The 16,953-nt window shown below is 70.0% G+C and carries 16 protein-coding genes and 1 pseudogene; 13 read left to right on the top strand and 4 right to left on the bottom strand.

What is annotated here, in order from left to right:
• Positions 1-73: 73 nt before the first annotated feature.
• Positions 74-2,152 (bottom strand): S46 family peptidase, encoded by a 2,079-nt coding sequence (locus D7Y13_RS24030; protein ID WP_120583371.1) that lies wholly within the window; start codon positions 2,150-2,152, stop codon positions 74-76.
• 128 nt (positions 2,153-2,280) lie between these two features.
• Here D7Y13_RS24030 and D7Y13_RS24025 point away from each other — a divergent pair, with 128 nt between their 5' ends.
• The gene (locus D7Y13_RS24025) at positions 2,281-3,423 is read left to right on the top strand and encodes an esterase/lipase family protein (protein ID WP_120583370.1); all 1,143 of its coding nucleotides are present in this window, start codon (positions 2,281-2,283) and stop codon (positions 3,421-3,423) included.
• Here the strand turns inward: D7Y13_RS24025 and D7Y13_RS24020 are convergent.
• Positions 3,420-3,911: a DUF4442 domain-containing protein gene (locus tag D7Y13_RS24020; protein ID WP_120583369.1), complete on the bottom strand. Its 492-nt coding sequence runs from the start codon at positions 3,909-3,911 to the stop codon at positions 3,420-3,422. The genes D7Y13_RS24025 and D7Y13_RS24020 overlap by 4 nt on opposite strands.
• Positions 3,912-3,982: 71 nt before the next feature.
• Here D7Y13_RS24020 and D7Y13_RS24015 point away from each other — a divergent pair, with 71 nt between their 5' ends.
• From D7Y13_RS24015 to D7Y13_RS23975, 9 genes are all read left to right on the top strand, one after another.
• The gene (locus tag D7Y13_RS24015) at positions 3,983-5,353 is read left to right on the top strand and encodes a flavin monoamine oxidase family protein (protein ID WP_120583368.1); all 1,371 of its coding nucleotides are present in this window, start codon (positions 3,983-3,985) and stop codon (positions 5,351-5,353) included.
• A 154-nt stretch (positions 5,354-5,507) separates the two neighbouring features.
• Positions 5,508-6,074 (top strand): DNA starvation/stationary phase protection protein Dps, encoded by a 567-nt coding sequence (gene dps / locus D7Y13_RS24010; RefSeq protein ID WP_120531265.1) that lies wholly within the window; start codon positions 5,508-5,510, stop codon positions 6,072-6,074.
• A 96-nt stretch (positions 6,075-6,170) separates the two neighbouring features.
• A complete protein-coding gene (locus D7Y13_RS24005; RefSeq protein ID WP_120583367.1) occupies positions 6,171-7,040 on the top strand; it encodes an SDR family oxidoreductase in 870 nt (289 codons plus the stop codon).
• On the top strand, positions 7,037-7,660 hold the full coding sequence (locus D7Y13_RS24000; protein ID WP_120531263.1) for a glutathione S-transferase N-terminal domain-containing protein: 624 nt from the start codon (positions 7,037-7,039) through the stop codon (positions 7,658-7,660). The genes D7Y13_RS24005 and D7Y13_RS24000 overlap by 4 nt, the downstream gene beginning before the upstream one ends.
• A gap of 19 nt (positions 7,661-7,679) precedes the next feature.
• Positions 7,680-9,146, top strand: a complete 1,467-nt coding sequence (locus D7Y13_RS23995) for a protein adenylyltransferase SelO (protein WP_120583366.1) — start codon at positions 7,680-7,682, stop codon at positions 9,144-9,146.
• Between the two features lie 95 nt (positions 9,147-9,241).
• Complete coding sequence (locus D7Y13_RS23990) at positions 9,242-9,742, top strand: hypothetical protein (protein WP_120583365.1); 501 nt, start codon at positions 9,242-9,244, stop codon at positions 9,740-9,742.
• Positions 9,743-9,840: 98 nt separating this feature from the next.
• Positions 9,841-10,380, top strand: coding sequence for an inorganic diphosphatase (locus tag D7Y13_RS23985; protein WP_120531260.1), 540 nt, complete (start codon positions 9,841-9,843; stop codon positions 10,378-10,380).
• Positions 10,381-10,386: 6 nt separating this feature from the next.
• Positions 10,387-11,274 carry a CHAD domain-containing protein gene (locus tag D7Y13_RS23980; RefSeq protein ID WP_120583364.1) on the top strand — a complete coding sequence of 296 codons (888 nt, stop codon included), beginning with the start codon at positions 10,387-10,389 and terminating at the stop codon, positions 11,272-11,274.
• A 327-nt stretch (positions 11,275-11,601) separates the two neighbouring features.
• Positions 11,602-12,489, top strand: a complete 888-nt coding sequence (locus D7Y13_RS23975) for an RNA polymerase factor sigma-32 (RefSeq protein WP_120531258.1) — start codon at positions 11,602-11,604, stop codon at positions 12,487-12,489.
• 87 nt (positions 12,490-12,576) lie between these two features.
• Here D7Y13_RS23975 and D7Y13_RS23970 read toward each other — a convergent pair whose 3' ends face one another.
• On the bottom strand, positions 12,577-13,347 hold the full coding sequence (locus tag D7Y13_RS23970; protein ID WP_120583363.1) for a hypothetical protein: 771 nt from the start codon (positions 13,345-13,347) through the stop codon (positions 12,577-12,579).
• A 159-nt stretch (positions 13,348-13,506) separates the two neighbouring features.
• Here D7Y13_RS23970 and D7Y13_RS23965 point away from each other — a divergent pair, with 159 nt between their 5' ends.
• The 3 genes from D7Y13_RS23965 (at position 13,507) to D7Y13_RS48145 (ending at position 15,849) form a co-directional block, all read left to right on the top strand.
• A complete protein-coding gene (locus D7Y13_RS23965; protein WP_120583362.1) occupies positions 13,507-14,763 on the top strand; it encodes an Hsp70 family protein in 1,257 nt (418 codons plus the stop codon).
• A 3-nt stretch (positions 14,764-14,766) separates the two neighbouring features.
• Positions 14,767-15,261 (top strand): hypothetical protein, encoded by a 495-nt coding sequence (locus D7Y13_RS23960; RefSeq protein WP_120583361.1) that lies wholly within the window; start codon positions 14,767-14,769, stop codon positions 15,259-15,261.
• 309 nt (positions 15,262-15,570) lie between these two features.
• Positions 15,571-15,849 carry a hypothetical protein gene (locus D7Y13_RS48145; protein ID WP_233595501.1) on the top strand — a complete coding sequence of 93 codons (279 nt, stop codon included), beginning with the start codon at positions 15,571-15,573 and terminating at the stop codon, positions 15,847-15,849.
• 592 nt (positions 15,850-16,441) lie between these two features.
• Here the strand turns inward: D7Y13_RS48145 and D7Y13_RS23950 are convergent.
• Positions 16,442-16,953: pseudogene (locus D7Y13_RS23950) on the bottom strand (hypothetical protein); the annotation flags it as partial.

Here is a 16,953-nt window from a genome sequence, read left to right as displayed (position 1 = left end):
CCCGCACGGCAGTCGCTCGTGGAGGAGGAGGACCCGCTGCCGTCCCCCTCCTACCCCTCCGAGCGCCTCCGCTTCAGCGTGCCGGAGCAGCGGGCGCCGTCTGTGCCCCCTTCAGCTCGTTGACCACGCGCGTGGCGCCGTACACGTGCTCCAGCGCGGCGAGGATGCCGTCGCCGTGCACCGCGACCGCGCGGTTGGACTCGGGCACGTAGGCGTAGCGGCCGCCCAGCGACGGCAGGTTGCCGTCGAAGATGAGGCCCACCACCTGCCCGTCGCGGTTGACCACCGGCGAGCCGGAGTTGCCGCCGATGATGTCGTTGGTCGTCGCCATGTCGAGCGGCGTCTCCGCAGGCACCTTCCCCTTCGCCTTCATCCACGGGTCCGGCAGCTTGAAGGGCTCCTTGCCGGTGTCGCGCGCGTACGCGCCGCCGAACGTGGTCAGCGCGGGCACCGCCGTGCCGTTGTCGTCCCAGCCCTTCACCTGTCCGTAGTTGAGCCGCAGCGTGAACGTGGCATCCGGCGCGCCCGACGTGCCGTTCACCGCCAGGTACGCCTTCGCGAGCCGCTCACCGTTGCGCTTGAGCACCGCCTCCACCGTGTCCTCGTACTGCTTGCGCGACGCGCGCGTCTGCGCGTCCACCTTGCGCGCCAGGACAATCATCGGATCCTTGGAGGCGTCCACCGCTGCCTTGCCGCCCTCCAGCAGCGCCTTGCGCACGTTCACGTCCCCCAGCTTCGTGCCGCGCACCAGCGAGCGCGCCAGGTCCGCCGGGGCTTCCTTGCCCAGCACCTCGCGCACGAACGCGTCATCCGCGCCCAGCGTCTCGCGCAGCTTGTTGAAGCCGAACGTCATCTGCAGCGTCTCCAGCTCCGGCGGGATGGGCGCGTCGCGCAGCAGCTGCTGACGCAGGCCGGGAAGCTGGCCGTCGGTGTACTCGCGCAGGCGCTCCGCGTTGGCCTTGGGCAGCTCCTCCGCCGCGCGCACCAGCGCCTGCGCGTGGGCGAACAGCTCCGAGCGGAAGGCGTCCCCCGCCCCCTTCATGCGGTGGTCGTTCATCATCCGGCGCCACGCATCCAGCGCCTTCGCCGTCTCCTCCCACATGCCCTGGGTGAGCGCCTTCGCCTGGGGGTTCGCGTCGATGCGCTTCTTCAGCTCCGCCTCCTCCTGACGCTTGCGCGCGAGCAGCGCGGGGTCCGCCAGCGCCTCCTGCCGGCCGCGCAGGGCCTTGAGCCCGTTCTCCACGCCACGCAGGCGCGAGCGCGCCATCCGGTAGCGATCCGCCGAGCCGCTGGTGAACTCGCGCAGCATCCCGCGCAGCTCCGCCAGCGTCAGCAGCGTCTGGGGCAGCGCCACGTCCCGCTGGAACTCCAGCTCCGCCACGGTGCTCTTGCGCTCGGTGCCGCCGGGGTGGCCGGAGACGAAGACGAGGTCGCCCTCCTTCACGCCCTCCTTCGCCCACGGCAGGTAGTCCGGGCTCTTCGCGGGCGCGTCGCCCTGCCACACGCGCACGAAGGACACGTCGTAGCCGAAGCGCGGGAAGTTGAAGTTGTCCGCGTCCCCGCCGAAGGCGGCCATGGAGAACTCGGGCGCGAAGACGAGCCGCACGTCCTGGAAGCGGCGGTACTTGTAGAGCTGGTACTTGCCGCCGTTGTAGAGCGTCACCACGTCGCACCGCACGTCGGTGCCGGTGGCGCACGCGCCCTCCACCGCTGCGGTCTCCTTCTTGAGCGCGGTGTTGAAGGCCGCGCCGGTGAGCCCCTTCGTCGCCGTGTTCATCCGCTCGGTGACGTCCGTCATCTCCACCAGCTGGTTGGCCTCCACCTTGGGACAGCGCCGCTCCTCCTTCGCGGACTTCGCCTGGAAGCCCTTCGCCAGCAGGTCGTCCTTCGCGGTCGTCAGGTCCTCGATGCAGCTGCGCACGCAGTGGTGGTTCGTCATCACCAGGCCGTCCGGCGACACGAAGCTCGCGGAGCAGCCGCCCGCCAGCCGCACCGAGCCCAGGCGCACCTTGTCCAGCCAGGCCTGCGTGGGTTCGAAGCCGTAGGTCTTCTTCACCTGGGCGGAGGGAAAGGAGTCATAGGTCCACATGCCCTCCTCCGCGGAGGCGGGGAGGGACAACAGCAGGCCGAGCGCGAGGAGTCCGCGATGCATGGTCAGGCTTCCTTGGAGAGCGAGAAAAGGGCGCCCGGTTCTGTCAATGCGGACGGGCGCGCGTCAACCCGGCAGGCGACCGTGTATTCCAAGCCGGCGTGGGGGGCGGCGGGGTATGATCGGGCCCAATGTCCGCGAAGCACCACGTCTACCTCGTCCCCGGGTTTTTCGGGTTCACCAACCTGGGCGAGCTCCTCTACTTCGGCCATGCGTACGAGTTCCTGAAGAAGGACCTGGCGCGTCGAGGGGTGGACGCGGAGGTGGTGACCATCGTCTCGCACCCCACCGCCTCCATCCGTCAGCGCACCGCGGATCTGCTCAAGGCCGTGCACGAGACGGCCTCCGGCGACGACGGCCCCATCCACCTGGTGGGCCACTCGACCGGCGGACTGGACGCCCGCCTGTTCGTCAGCCCAGGCGCGCAGGTGTCCGAGTCCCTGGAACTGGAGCCCTTCGCGCGCCGGGTGCGCACGGTGGTGACCCTCTCCGCGCCCCACGCGGGCACGCCCCTGGCCACCTTCTTCCTGGGGCTCTTCGGCCAGCAGCTCCTGAAGCTCCTGTCGCTGTTCACCATGTACGTGCTGCGGTTCGGCCGGCTGCCCCTGAGCGTGGTGTTCCGCTTCGGGCACCTGATGGCGCGCGCGGATGATCAACTGGGGTGGAAGGCGACGCTGTTGGATCAGCTCTTCGACCAGCTCCTGGGTGACTTCTCCAGCGAGCGGCGCGACGCGGTGACGAAGTTCCTGTGGGACGTGGGGCGCGACACGTCGTTGATTCCGCAGCTCACGCCCGAAGGCATCGACCTGTTCAACGGCGGCACCCACGACCGGCCCGGCGTGCGCTACGGCTCCGTGGTGACGCAGGCCCGGCCCCCGTCCCTGCGCACGCGCCTGGCCGCGGGCATGGATCCGTACGCGCAGCTCACGCACACCATCTACGCGTTCGTGTATGGCCAGACGCAGCGCATGCCGCTCACGCAACTGCCCCTGCACACGCCCGCGCAGACGGCGGCGCTGGTGCAGGCCTACGGCGCGATGCCCGGCCCCACCGCGTGCGACGGCATCGTGCCCACGCGCTCGCAGGTGTACGGGCGCGTGCTGACGGCGGTGCGCGCGGACCACCTGGATGCCATTGGCCACTTCGACCAGCCGGCGCACCAGCCCCCGCACGTGGACTGGCTCATCTCCGGCTCGGGCTTCCGCAGGCCCCAGTTCGAGGCCATGTGGAAGACCGTCGGCGACTTCCTGATGGAGGAAGAGCCCCCGCGCTAGCCGCGCTTGAACACCGCCAGGAAGCGCGCCTCCGCGACGCGCTGTCCGTCGGTGCCGGTGAGCTGCACGGGGATCCACGCCTCCGCCTTGTCCCCCGTCGCCCGCAGCGACGCCGCGAGGCCCGCGAGCAGCTCCTCGGAGGGTTCGCACACCGCGCTCACCGCGCTCTTCGCCTTGGCGTGGAAGGACACCTCCATGCGGTTGACGAGCATCTTGTATTGGCTCGGCGGGAAGCGGCGGAAGAGCATCACGCCCATCGTCAATTCCATCACCGTCACCTGGGCGCCCAGGTACACGCTGCCCACGTGGTTCTTCGTCTTGCGGTTGAGCGGCACGGTCGCCTTCACGCGCGCGTCCGTCACCTCCTCCACGCGGTAGCCCATGGCCGCCGCCAGCGGGACGATGTTCTTCACCGCCAACGTCGTCAGCGCGTTCGCCGCGCCCGGCGACACCTGCCGCACCTTCTCCACCATCTCCAACGCGAACATCCGGACCTCCACCCTTCGACGCCACGCACATCCTGGCCACGTGGTGCTTCCGTCATAGAGTGCCCGGCCCTATGGACACCAGCGTGGACGTGGTCGTCATCGGGGCGGGTGTCGCGGGGCTCACCGCGGCCCGGGACATCGCCCGCACGGGCGCCACCGTGGCCGTGCTCGAAGCGCGCGACCGCGTGGGCGGACGCACCCTCACCCGCGAGGTGGGCGGCGGCGTCGTGGACCTGGGCGGCCAGTGGGTGGGCCCCCGCCAGCGCCATGTCCTGCGGCTCGCGGATGGCCTGGGCCTCAAGCGCTTCGCCCAGCACCACCAGGGCACCAAGGTGCTGGAGGTGCGCGGCGAGCGGCGCACGTACACGGGCAAGGTGCCGTCACTGCCCCTCCTGTCGCTGTTGGATCTGCAGCGCACGGTGTGGAAGCTGGATGGCCTGGCGAAGAAGGTCCCCCGGGAACAGCCCGCGGCCGCCGCCCGCGCCGTCGAATGGGACGCCCTCACCGTGGAGGAGTGGAAGCAGCGCCACGTGCCCACCTGGGGCGCTCGCGCCGCGCTGGACATCGCCACCCGCGCGGTGTTCGCCGCCGAGCCGTCGGAGCTGTCGTTCCTGCACTTCCTGTCCTATGTGCACTCCAACGGCGGCCTCATGCCGCTCACCGAAATCGAAGGCGGCGCCCAGGCCGAGCGCTTCGTGGACGGCGCGCAATCCCTCTCACGCCGGCTGGCCGAAGCCCTTCCCCCAGACCGCGTCGTCCTCTCCGCCCCCGTGCGCGCCCTCCTCCAGGACGCGCGCGGCGTCAGCGCCACCACGACCGAGGGCCGCACCGTCCGCGCGCGCTACGCCGTGGTGGCCACGCCGCCCGCGCTCGCGGAGCGCATCGACTTCGGCGCGGACCTGCCCGCCGGCCGCCGCCGCGTGCACGCGGAGCTGCCCATGGGCAGCGTCATCAAGGTCGTGGCCACCTATGCCCGCCCCTTCTGGCGTGAAGCGGGCCTGTCCGGCGAGGCCGTCAGCGACGTGGGCCCGGTGCGGCTGTGCTTCGACGACTGCGGCCCCGACGGGCACCACCCCGCCCTGGTGGGCTTCTTCCTGGGCGACACCGCCAGGGCGTGGACCGGCCGTCCCGCCCCGGACATCCACCGGGCCGCGCTGGAGGGCTTCGCGCGCTTCTTCGGGCCCCAGGCCCTGACGCCCGTCGCCGTGGCGGAGCTGGACTGGAAGGCGGAGGCGTTCAGCACCGGCTGCTACGTGGGCCTGCCCCGCCCCGGCACGCTCACCGCCATTGGAGACGCCCTGCGCGCCCCTTTCGGCCGGGTGCACTGGGCGGGCACCGAGACGGCCATCGAGGGCTGTGGCTATCTCGACGGCGCGGTCGAGTCCGGCGAGCGCGCCGCCACGGAGATCGCCGCCCGCCTGACCGCCCCCGACACGGCCTGAACCGGCGTGGATCGTCCGGCCGTCTGCCCTCCAGGCCGGCCGGACAGCCAGGCGCCGTATGCCGTGCCGTGGCACGAGGCCATGGCCATCCCCACCCTACCGGAAGCGCCGCGACGCCCTGCCGCGCACAACCACCTTACGAGGGATGCGGACCATGTACTCCACCAGCCACGTGAACCTTCCCCAGAACGCGCGCGAAGAGCTCATCGACATGCTCAACACGCTGCTCGCCAACGCCGTCGACCTGCATTGGCAGGTCAAGCAGGCGCACTGGAACATCCGGGGCACGCACTTCTACAGCCGCCATCTGCTCTTCGACGAAGTGGCCAAGCACGCGCGCAAGCACGCGGACTCCTACGCCGAACGCGCGGGCGCGCTGGGCGGCTACGCCCAGGGCACCATCCGCCTGGCCAGCAACAACAGCCAGCTGCCCGAATACGACCTCCAGGCCGTGGACGGCGAGGCCCACATCCGCGCGCTGGTGGAGCGCGTGGGCCGCTACGCCTCCAGCCTCCGCGACGGCATCACCAAGTCGGATGAGGTGAACGACCCGGTCACCGCGGACATCCTCACCCAGACCCTGGGCGAGACCGAGGAGGACCTCTGGTTCCTGGAGAGCCACCTCAACGGCGACGCCCGCGTGGGCACCACCATCCCGCCCCGGGGCGGCGGCAACCGCCGGGGCCGCACCGCCGAGGACATCAGCCAGGCCACCACCTGAGCGCCGTGTCCGGGATGACTCCCGCGCGGATCCCCTGCGCGGGGAAGTCCCAGGCCGTATAGAACGCGTCCTCTGGATTCCAGGAGGGCGCGGCGCATGGCGACTCAGCACGACCGGTTGGACGGCAAGGTGTGCCTCATCACGGGGGCCACCGGCGGCATCGGCCAGGAGACGGCGAAGGCCCTGGCGCGACTGGGGGCCACGCTGGTCCTCTCCGGCAGGGACGAGGCCCGCACGGCGGCGACCGTCGCCGCCGTGCGTGAAGCCGCGCCCCAGGCCCGCGTGGAGTCGCTGCTCGCGGACCTGTCGTCGCTTGCGTCCGTGCGCGCCCTGGCCCAGGCCTTCAGGGAACGCCATCAACGGCTGGACATCCTCATCAACAACGCGGGCCTCATCATCGACCGTCGGCAGGTGACGGTGGATGGTTACGAGGCCACGTTCGCGACGAACCACCTGTCGCACTTCCTCCTCACGCACCTGCTGCGCGACCTGCTGGTGGCCAGCGGCCCCGCTCGCATCATCAACGTGTCGTCGTTCGGGCACGCCTTCGCGAGCGCCGACTTCCTGGACGATCCGCAGACGGCGAACCAGCCCTACCGCCCCATCCAGGTCTACGGCAACGCCAAGCTCAGCAACATCCTGTTCACCAAGGCTCTTGCGAAGCGCCTCGCGGGCACGCAGGTGACGGCGAACGCGCTGCACCCGGGAGCGGTGCGCACGGGCTTCGGGCACAACAGCCAGGGCATCTTCCGCCACCTCGTGAAGCTGGGCGCGCCCTTCATGATCTCCCCCGAGAAGGGCGCGAGGACGTCGGTGTACCTGGCGGCCTCCCCCGAGGTCGCGGGCGTCAGCGGGGAGTACTTCAACAAATGCCGCAAGGCGAAGCCGTCGTCCGCCGCGCGGGACGAGGCGCTCGCGGAGCGGCTCTGGCAGGTGAGCGAACAGCTCACGGGAGTGAAGGCATGATCGACCTGTACACGTTCAAGACCCCCAACGGACGCAAGATCTCCATCGCGTTGGAAGAGCTGGGCATCCCCTACAAGACCCACGTGGTGGACATCTCCAAGGGCGACCAGTTCAAGCCCGAGTTCCTGGCCATCAATCCCAACAACAAGATTCCGGCCATCGTGGACCACGCGGCGCCGGGCGGCACGCCCCTGGCCCTCTTCGAGTCGGGCGCCATCCTGCTGTACCTGGCGGAGAAGACGGGCACGCTGATGCCCACGGATCCGCGCGGCAAGGCGGAAGTGACGCAGTGGCTGATGTTCCAGATGGGCGGCGTGGGACCCATGCTGGGCCAGCTCAACCACTTCGAGGTCTACGCCAACACGAAGGTGCCCTACGCCATCGACCGCTTCCGCACGGAGTCCAAGCGCATCCTGGGCGTCCTGGACAAACACCTGGCCTCGCGCGACTACCTGGCGGCCCACTACTCCATCGCGGACATCGCCACGTACCCGTGGGTGAAGGCCGTGCACGGAAACCCCAAGTTCGCCGAGCTCTTCCAGGACACGCCCAACATCCTCCAGTGGCTGCACCGCGTGGGCAGCCGTCCCGCCGTGCAGCGGGGCATGCAGGTCCCCTGACAGGGGTTGGCCCCAAGGCATGGCTCCGCTCGAACAGCTCGTCTTCGACAACACCTACGCCCGCCTGCCTCCCGGGTTCGCCGCCCGGGTGGCCCCCGCGCCCTTCCCGGACGCGCACGTGGTGAGCGTGAACCCGGCCGCGCTGCGCCTGCTGGGATTGGACGCGGACGCGGCGACGCACCCGGAGTTCGCGCGGGTGTTCGGCGGGGCCCGGCCGCTGCCCGGCATGGAGCCCCTGGCCATGGTGTACGCGGGGCACCAGTTCGGCGTGTACGTGCCCCGCCTGGGAGACGGCCGCGCGCTGCTCCTGGGCGAGGTGCGGGCGCCGGACGGCGCGAAGTGGGACCTGCACCTGAAGGGCGGTGGGCCCACGCCCTTCTCGCGCGGCGGTGACGGCAGGGCGGTGCTGCGCTCCACCGTGCGCGAGTACCTGGCCGGAGAGGCCCTGCACGCCCTGGGCATCCCCACCACCCGGGCGCTGTGCATGCTGGGCAGCCGCACGCCGGTGTACCGCGAGGAGGTGGAGACCGGGGCGATGCTGGTGCGCATGGCGCCCTCGCACGTGCGCTTCGGCACCTTCGAGTTCTTCCACCACACCGAGCAGCACGCGCACGTGGCCACGCTCGCGGAGCACGTCATCACCGGCCACTTCCCACACCTCGCGGCGCAGGAGCGGCGCCACGCGCGCTTCTTCGAGGAGGTGGTGGAGCGCACCGCGAGGCTCATCGCCGGATGGCAGGCGGTGGGCTTCGAGCACGGCGTGATGAACACCGACAACATGTCCATCCTGGGGCTCACGCTGGACTACGGGCCCTATGGCTTCCTGGACGACTTCGACCCCGGCTTCGTCTGCAACCACTCCGACCACCAGGGCCGCTATGCATTCGACCAGCAGCCGCGCGTCGCGCTGTGGAACCTGGCCTGTCTGGGTGAAGCGCTGCTGACGCTCATCACCGAGGACGAGGCCCGCGCCGCCCTGGGCGCCTTCCAGCCCGCGTTCGCCGCGCACTTCCTCGCGCGCATGCGCGAGAAGCTGGGCCTGTCCGGGACCCGCGACGAGGACCGCGCGCTGGTGGAGGACCTGTTCGGCCTGATGGCCGCCTCGCACGTGGACTACACGCGCTTCTTCCGCGCTCTGAACCGGTTCGATTCAAGGCCCGACGCGCGCAACGACGCGCTTCGCGACGCCTTCCTGCCGCCGGAGGACTTCGACGCATGGGCCGCGCGCTACCGGGCGCGGCTCGCCTCCGAGGGCAGCGTGGACAGCGTGCGCCACGTGCGCATGGACCGCGTCAATCCGAAGTACGTCCTGCGCAACTGGGTGGCGCAGCAGGCCATCGCCCGGGCCCAGGAAGGGGACTTCGCGGAGGTGGACCGGGTGCTGGCGCTGGTGTCCGCGCCCTTCGACGAACACCCCGGTTCGGAGGCCTCCGCGGCCTCTCCGCCGACGTGGGGCCGGCACCTCGTGGTGAGCTGCAGCTCCTGACGCGCTCTGTCGTTGGAGGCCCGTGGGGAAGCCCAGCAGGCAGGCGGGCACCTCCGGGCGGGAAGCCCGGGAACGGGGTGCCTAGCTTGGAGGGCATGATCGAACCTCCTGCCCCGCCCCGCCTCGTGTTCCGCGCCCTCGGTCCAGGGCTCGCCGGCGCCACCGCGCTGACGCTGGTGCACGAGGGTGCCCGCCGCGTCTTGAAGCACCCTCCGCGCATGGATGTGTTGGGCATGCGCTCGCTCAAGAAGGGCATCCGCTTCTTCGGCGGCGAGCCCGCGAGGGACCGTCAGTTGCATCGCCAGACGCTGGCGGCGGACCTGGTGTCCAACGGGCTCTTCTTCTCGCTCGTCGCCCTGGGGCGTCCCAAGCGGCCGTACCTGCGCGGCGCGGTGCTGGGACTGCTCGCCGGCCTGGGCGCGGTGGTGCTGCCGCCGAAGCTGGGCCTGGGCAGGGCGCCGTCCCAGGCAAGGCCCTCCACGTCGCTGCTCACCGTGGCCTGGTACACGCTGGGCGGACTCGTGGCCGCGCGCGCGACGCGCCGGTTGATGGCCCGGAGCGAAGCCATGCGGCCCCTGGGGCGACCTGTCGGTTAGGGGCCCGCACGCGGGGCGGGCACCAAGGTTGGCGAGTGGATTCCGTCTCGCACGGGCACTTGCCGCATACGTCGGGGCGACACCAGCCTTGAAGGTTCATGGCCACTGACTTCACCCGCCTGCCCTTGCGCGGCTTCCAGGATGCGTTGAACGTCGTCGTCGAGTCGCCCCGCGGCTCGACGGTGAAGCTCAAATACGACACGAAACTCCAGGCCTTCACCCTGTCGCGGCCGCTGACGCGCGGGTTCCGCTATCCGTTCGACTGGGGCTTCATCCCCAGCACGCAGGGCCCGGACGGCGACCCGCTGGACGCGCTGGTGTACTGGGACGTGCCCACGTGGCCCGGCGTCGTGCTGCCGTGCCGGCCGCTGGGCGTGCTCCTGGTGGACCAGAAGAAGAAGGACAGCCAGACGGGCGCGCGCGAGCGCAACGACCGCGTGCTCGTCGTCCCCGTGAACGCGCCCCGCGCGGAGGGGATGAATTCCTACCAGGACCTGTCCCGGCGCGAGCTGGAGGAGCTGGAGCACTTCTTCCTCGCGGTGGTGCATTTCGCGGACAAGGACGCGCACGTCCTCGGCTGGGAAGGTCCCGAGGCCGCCGAGCGCATGGTCGTCCAATACGCCCAGAAGGAGGGCTGAGCCACCATGCCCCCTCCCACTCCCATCCGGGGCCTGGGCCCCGACACCGCGCTGGGCGACGCCGCCCGCCGCATCCTCGCCGGACGTCTGGCCGACGCACGCCACCCCGAAGCCCAGCTGGACGGTGAGCTGGACGAGGACGGCGTGCACGACATGCGCGTGGCCACCCGCCGCCTGCGCGCCGCGCTCCAGGTGTTCCACGCCACCGGCAAGCTCACCCGCCTGGAGGCGGACGTGAAGCGTCTCCAGGACGCCCTGGGCGAAGTGCGCGACCTGCACGTCCAGGACGCGTGGCTGGGCTCCGCCGCCAAGGGGAAGAAGGACACGGCGAAGGCGCTGGCCGGCCTGCGCGAGTCGCATCTGTCCGGCCTGAAGGCGAAGGAGAAGACGCTGCGCGCGGAGCTGGAGCGCTGGTCGGAGCGCACCGTGCCGCGCCTGTTGAAGAAGCTGGACTCGCTGGAGGATGACCACCGCTTCGCCGGCAAGCGCGTGCGCGGCCACCTGCGCCAGCGCCTGCGCCGCGTGGAGAAGCGCCTGGAGCGCTACGCGGACGCGCCCGACGCCATGTCCGCGCATGCCCTGCGCAAGGACTTGAAGAAGCTGCGCTACGAGCTGGAGATCTACCAGCCGGCCTTCCGCCGCACCGTGGGCGCGCTGCTGGAGGTGCTGGTGCCCCTGCAGGACGGGCTGGGCGAGCTGCACGACGCGGACGTGCGTCTGGAGTTGTTCGAACGCGCCGCCGCCGAGGCCCCGCCCGGACAGCGCAAGGCCGCGCGCAAGCTGCTGCCCCGGGCCCGGGAGGAGCGCGCGGAACGCTCCGCCGAAATCGCCCGCGAGGTGCAGCGCTGGCACGCGGAGGCCATTCCCAAACGGCTGCGCAAGGCGTTGACCTGACCTCAGGCGTGGACAATCCACCGACACTCGCCCCGCCGGGCCCCTGGTGGGGAAGCGGAGGCGTCCCTACATCCCTGAGGCATGTGATCCCCCCTGCGCACAGGTCGGAGGGCAGGCAACCCTCCCCAGGGGGCATCCGGAAGAACCTTCGGATCAGGGCTCTGTAAAAACTGCCGGTTTCCGCCCTAAGCATTGGGGCGAATTCGCGCAACTCACCAGAATCATTGAGGTTGGTCGTCGGCTGGCATTGGCACCTGCATTGCTAAAGGTCTCCCCGTCGCAGCAAACGAGCGGAACACATCCCGCCCTCTTCCCCGAGAGACCCCCATGCAGGCTTCCAACTCCTTCTCTTCTGCTGACTCGCTCTCCACGTACCTCTCGGAGATCAACCAGTACCCGCTGCTGAGCCCGCAGGAGGAGCAGGCGCTCTCCCGCAGCTTCCGCGCCGGCGACCTGTCCGCGGGCCACCACCTGGTGACGAGCAACCTGCGCTTCGTGGTGAAGGTGGCGTACGAGTACCGCTCCTACGGCCTGAAGATGTCGGACCTCATCCAGGAGGCGAACATCGGCCTGATGAAGGCCGTGCAGAAGTTCGACCCGGAGAAGGGCATCCGCCTCATCTCCTACGCGGTGTGGTGGATCCGCGCGTACATCCAGAACTACGTGCTGCGCAACTGGAGCCTGGTGAAGCTGGGCACGACGCAGGCGCAGCGCCGGCTGTTCTTCAGCCTGGCCCGCACCCGCCGCGAGCTGGAGAAGCTGGGCGCCGGCGACGGCCACATCGTCAACGCGGAGGAGATCGCCCGCAAGCTGAACGTGAAGCCCACGGAAGTGCGTGAGATGGAGCAGCGCATGGGCGGCCGGGACCTGTCCCTGGACGCGCCGGTGGGTGAGGACGGGGACGCCACGCACCTGGACTTCGTGGAGTCCGAGGCCGCCTCCCACGCGGATGAGGTCGCGGACCGGCAGCAGGCGGGCCTCACCCGCACGCTGGTGCAGCGCGCCCTGACGCGCCTGGACCCGCGCGAGCGCTTCATCATCGAGCAGCGCGTGATGAGCGACTCGGAGATGACCCTGAGCGAGCTGGGCGAGCACTTCGGCTTCTCCCGCGAGCGCGCCCGTCAGCTGGAGATCCGCGCCAAGGACAAGCTGAAGGCGGAGCTGGCGAACCTGATGGCCGAGGCCGGCCTGGACCAGGCGGAACTGGCCGCGTAACGCGCGAGGCGCAGCACCTGCGACAGCGATTCGGCCCCGGACCCTCGCGTGGGAAGCGCGAAGGCACGGGGCCGAGTCATGTCCACGCTACTGCGGCGTCGTGGCACCCGGCGTCGACTCACCGCTCTCCGGCGCGGCGGGCGCCGCCGGCTGTGCGCGGGACGTGGCGTCGATGCGCAGCGCCTGGGGCTCGCCGCTGTTCGCGTCCGTGCGGTACGAGGCCCGCACCTGCGCGCCCTCCTGGATGTCCGCGGCGCTCGCGGCCCGGCCGTCCACCCGCACCTGCGTGGTGGGGCCCACCTGGAGCCGCAGTTGGGGCTCTCCGCCCTGGCTGAGCAGCACCTCGCGGGCGCTCGCGCTCAGCACCTCGCCGGAGATCTGCGAGTCCTGCGCGGCTGGCTGCGCGTTGGCGACCGGGGCCGCCACGGGGGCGTTCTGGCCCACGACTTCACGCGAGGGCGTCAGGCCCTGCTGGAGGCGGCGTTGGGCGTCCAGGGCGCTCGCCTGGGCCTGCTGGGCCTCGGACTGGGCCTGCTGGGTGCGCGCCTGGGCCTGCTGCTGGCTGGCCTGGGCCTCCTGGGATTCCTTCTGGGCGGTGGCCTGGGCCTCCTGGAGTTCCTGCTGCTTGCGCTGGAGGTCCTCCTGCGCGCTCGCGGCCTCGCGCTGTTGCCGGGAGGCTTCCTTCTGGGCGTCGCGGGCACTGTCGAAGGCCTCCTCCGAGCGGGCCTGCGCCTGCTCGACCTCCTGCCCTGGCGCGGCCCGGGTGGAGTCCTGCCGGGTGCGATCTCCGTCCTGGCAGGCGGTGCCCACCATCAGTGCGGCGACTCCCGCCGTGAGCCATACCGTGCGCGATTTCATGGGGTTCTCCTGTCGAGGGGATGACAGGGCAAAGATGGCGAGGGCGCGCGAGGAACCAAGCCATGAGGCCGCGAGCGCCCGGGACCCTGCTCGCTCCACGGCAGGCAGTCACTTTGGGGCTACCGCGACTGGAGGAATGGCGATAAGGGGCGCCCCCCCATGCGCGCCTGCGGACTCGACTTCGGAACCAGCAACACCGCCCTGGCCCTGCCGGATGGCACCGTGTTGCCCCTGCAGCCCCACACGCCGGAGCCGCGTCTGTTCCGCTCCGTGTTGTTCTTCGCGGAGGACGAGAAGGAGATCTTCGCGGGCGCGGACGCCATCCAGCGCTACCTGGAGGACAACACCGGGCGGTTCATCCAGTCCGTGAAGTCCTTCCTGCACAGCACGTCCTTCCGGGCGACGCAGGTGAAGGGGCGCACGTTCACCATCGAGGACCTGGTGGCCATCCTGCTGCGCCGCGTGCGCGAGGCGGCCGGGGCGCACCTGGGCGAGCTGCCGGACGCTGTGGTGATGGGGCGGCCGGCGGTGTTCACGCCGGATCCGGACGCGGACGCACTGGCGGAGAAGCGGCTGCGCAAGGCGGCGGAGCTGGCGGGCTTCACGCACGTGCAGTTCCTCATCGAGCCCATCGCGGCGGCGCTCGCGTACGAGGCGCGGCTGACGCGCGACGAGTTGGTGTTGGTGGCGGACTTCGGCGCCGGCACCACGGACCTGACGCTGATGAAGCTGGGGCCGTCGCGCAGGGGGAACCTGGACCGCAAGCCGGACGTGGTGGGGTCCACGGGTGTGCGCATCGGTGGTGACCGGTTCGACGCGGAGATCATGCGGCACAAGCTGTTGCCGCGCTTCGGGGCGGGGTCCACGTACAAGGTGAAGGGCTTCAGCGAGAAGCGGATGCCCATTCCGCAGCACGTGATGGCGAAGCTGTTGAACTGGCATGAGATGTCCTTCATCCGGGAGAAGTCCACGCAGGAGCTGCTGGAGGTGATGCTCGACACGAGCGACCACCCGGCGGAGATCGAAGCGCTCTACGACCTGGTGATGGACAACCTGGGCTACCGGCTGTTCCGGTCCATTGAAGCGGCGAAGGTGCGCCTATCGAGCGAGGACGTGGCGACCATCGACTTCGAGGAGGGGCGCATCCACCTGCACGAGCCGATTACGCGCGCCGAGTTCGACACGGCGAGCGGTGCGTTGCTGGATGAACTCTCTCAGTGCACCGAGGGGCTGTTGGCGAAGCACCCGGAGGCCAGGGACATTGACGCCGTGTTCCTCACGGGCGGTTCGTCACAGATTCCGGCCGTGCGGGAGCTGTACGTGAAGCGCTTCGGTGAAGACCGCGTGCGCACCGCGGATGCGTTCACCTCCGTGGCGGAAGGCCTGGGGCGCGCATCCTCGTGGCTCGCGGGGTGAAGCATGGATGGGCCCACGGTACGGCGGCACTGGCTCGCGGCGGGCGCCGCGCTGACACTGTCGCTGGCGTGTGTCGGGCCCACGGGCAGGACCTTCGTCACGGGACGGATCGAGCCCCGGCAGATCCGCTTCGTGACCGTCCGCGAAACGACCCCGGGTGAAGCAGGAGGCCGGCGGGCTGCCTGCATCCACATCCGGATTGCCCGTGACAACACCGGTGAAGCCATCCTGTGCAGGTTCGGGATCGAGACGCCGCTTCATAACCACGAGGGCCCCGTCTCCACCGCGCTGGCCCAGCGCATCACGGCGGATCGCATCAACGAAGCCACGTATTCCATCTTCGGCGCGGCCACGGTGGAGACCCCACTCGGGATGCTTTGTGAGTCGCTGAAGGCGGCACTGCGACCTGCCTTTCAGGCGTCCATCGCAGGGGGCTTGTTCACGACCCAGTGTCACGAGAAGACCACCCCGGTGCTGTTTGGCGCCTACACCCTCTGACGCCGGAGCCTTCGCGCCATGTCCCCAAGCACGAAAGAGCTGTTGGCCCTCGCCAGCCAGTATTGGCCAGCGCCGGGAACAGAAACCCCGGAGGGGGTCAGCGCGGAACACCTGCGTCGCGCAAGGCGATGGACCGAGGCACTCCGCGACAACGAGCGATGGGAAGCATTCCTCAAGGACCTCCGGGCCTTGTTCCCAGGCTTCAGCGTGGGAGATGGCACTTCGACGTCTCAAGCATGCTTCACGTGCATCCTCTTTCCCGCGAAGGGATATCCCATTCCGCCCGTGCCCTGGGCTGTCGTGGGGTGCATGAGCATCCTGGCGCCTGTCTTCACCGTGTACGGCATCGCGTTCAAATATGAGGGACACAAACGCAGCGATGCGCGGCTCCACGTGGGCCCGATGCCTGACGCGATGGCCCAGACGGCAATCCTCGTCGCAAAGGAGTTGGAGGCACGGTTCGGCGTTCACGCGCTTCCACAGGCAGTAGCGGCAACCCCCGCGCCCGTCGTCGTGGAGTGGAAGAAGCCGCCGCACACCACCCTGTTCGACGCGCTCTTCACCAGCGAGCCCGACAACGTCCTGTGACAGGGCGTCCTTCGTCCACTGCACAGCGAGCACATTGCCGAACAAAGCATGACTACAATGTTCCGCCGTACAACGGGGCAGAAGGACGTAGTGGATGAAGTGCGTCTCCTGCATTGGAAACGCCCGCATCCACAGACTCCAAGACCCGTGGGAGTTCTGGCTCGGCGCCCACGCTGCGACGAAGGATCCGGCCGTCGAGGCTGACGGCGTAGCGGGCTCCGGTATCCACGCCGACGTACTGCGAACCGCAGGCCTCCGGATCCTCGTGAATCAGCACGAAGAAGACGTCGCCCTGGCGGATGACTCGAGAGCGATACGCCTCCGGCCGTCCCCAGCAGGGGCGCTCTTCACTGGAACCTGGCGGGATGAAGTCGTCCATCGCCACCCGGACGGCCTGGAGCAGCCTGCCATCCAATTCATAGGGCCTTGCCTCGGTCGGCTCCGACCTGAAGCGCGAACTGTGCGTAGAACGGCGGGAACACGATGCTCCGGCCCCCTTCCCACGAAGCAGGCAGTGCCCCCTGGGAATGCACACAACTGGCAAGGAGTAGCGCGGTCCCTGCCGCGCGCACGAGCCTTGTGACTCCGGACCTCAGGGCCCCACGTCCACCGTGCGGATGGCCCAGTCCACGCCGCCTCGGCCGTCGCGTGCCACCACCCAGAGGGTGATTCGCTCCGGCGTCATGGACGTCTGGTAGGTCGTCGTCGGGTCGCCGGGCTTGCCGTCCACCGGCTCCAACGAACGGAACGAGTTCACCTCGCCCTCCCCCGTCGCGAACCAGCTGTAGAAGACCTGCTCCGTCTTCGTCCCGTCCGCCGTGGTGTAGGCCTCCTCGCTGCCCTCCGCCAACACCGGCTTGAACGTCACCTCCGTGTCCAACGGCAGCGGCCCCACCAGCGGGGACTCGTCCCACAGCACGTCCTGCATCACCGGGTTCAGGTTCGGCGTCTGCGTCGAGCGCAGCGTGATGCGCCGCACCCCTCGCTCCACGCCCTCCGGCGTCCCGCTGCCGTCCGTCGCCTCGTACCCCACGAACAACGGCAGCCCCGTCTCCAGCACCGCGCGCACCGTCGGATCGTTGAAGTCGAACCCGCCCCCGCTCC

The sequence above is a fragment of the Corallococcus praedator genome (genome assembly GCF_003612125.1).
In the GTDB taxonomy this organism is placed as follows: domain Bacteria; phylum Myxococcota; class Myxococcia; order Myxococcales; family Myxococcaceae; genus Corallococcus; species Corallococcus praedator.
This window is presented reverse-complemented; position numbering and strand designations above follow the sequence as displayed.

Bases quoted from the DNA above. Each gene is read 5' to 3' on its own strand.
- D7Y13_RS24030 (WP_120583371.1), bottom strand. From the start codon at position 2,152: ATGCATCGCGGACTCCTCGCGCTCGGCCTGCTGTTGTCCCTCCCCGCC.
- D7Y13_RS24025 (WP_120583370.1), top strand. From the start codon at position 2,281: ATGTCCGCGAAGCACCACGTCTACCTCGTCCCCGGGTTTTTCGGGTTC.
- D7Y13_RS24020 (WP_120583369.1), bottom strand. From the start codon at position 3,911: ATGTTCGCGTTGGAGATGGTGGAGAAGGTGCGGCAGGTGTCGCCGGGC.
- D7Y13_RS24015 (WP_120583368.1), top strand. From the start codon at position 3,983: ATGGACACCAGCGTGGACGTGGTCGTCATCGGGGCGGGTGTCGCGGGG.
- dps (WP_120531265.1), top strand. From the start codon at position 5,508: ATGTACTCCACCAGCCACGTGAACCTTCCCCAGAACGCGCGCGAAGAG.
- D7Y13_RS24005 (WP_120583367.1), top strand. From the start codon at position 6,171: ATGGCGACTCAGCACGACCGGTTGGACGGCAAGGTGTGCCTCATCACG.
- D7Y13_RS24000 (WP_120531263.1), top strand. From the start codon at position 7,037: ATGATCGACCTGTACACGTTCAAGACCCCCAACGGACGCAAGATCTCC.
- D7Y13_RS23995 (WP_120583366.1), top strand. From the start codon at position 7,680: ATGGCTCCGCTCGAACAGCTCGTCTTCGACAACACCTACGCCCGCCTG.
- D7Y13_RS23990 (WP_120583365.1), top strand. From the start codon at position 9,242: ATGATCGAACCTCCTGCCCCGCCCCGCCTCGTGTTCCGCGCCCTCGGT.
- D7Y13_RS23985 (WP_120531260.1), top strand. From the start codon at position 9,841: ATGGCCACTGACTTCACCCGCCTGCCCTTGCGCGGCTTCCAGGATGCG.
- D7Y13_RS23980 (WP_120583364.1), top strand. From the start codon at position 10,387: ATGCCCCCTCCCACTCCCATCCGGGGCCTGGGCCCCGACACCGCGCTG.
- D7Y13_RS23975 (WP_120531258.1), top strand. From the start codon at position 11,602: ATGCAGGCTTCCAACTCCTTCTCTTCTGCTGACTCGCTCTCCACGTAC.
- D7Y13_RS23970 (WP_120583363.1), bottom strand. From the start codon at position 13,347: ATGAAATCGCGCACGGTATGGCTCACGGCGGGAGTCGCCGCACTGATG.
- D7Y13_RS23965 (WP_120583362.1), top strand. From the start codon at position 13,507: ATGCGCGCCTGCGGACTCGACTTCGGAACCAGCAACACCGCCCTGGCC.
- D7Y13_RS23960 (WP_120583361.1), top strand. From the start codon at position 14,767: ATGGATGGGCCCACGGTACGGCGGCACTGGCTCGCGGCGGGCGCCGCG.
- D7Y13_RS48145 (WP_233595501.1), top strand. From the start codon at position 15,571: ATGAGCATCCTGGCGCCTGTCTTCACCGTGTACGGCATCGCGTTCAAA.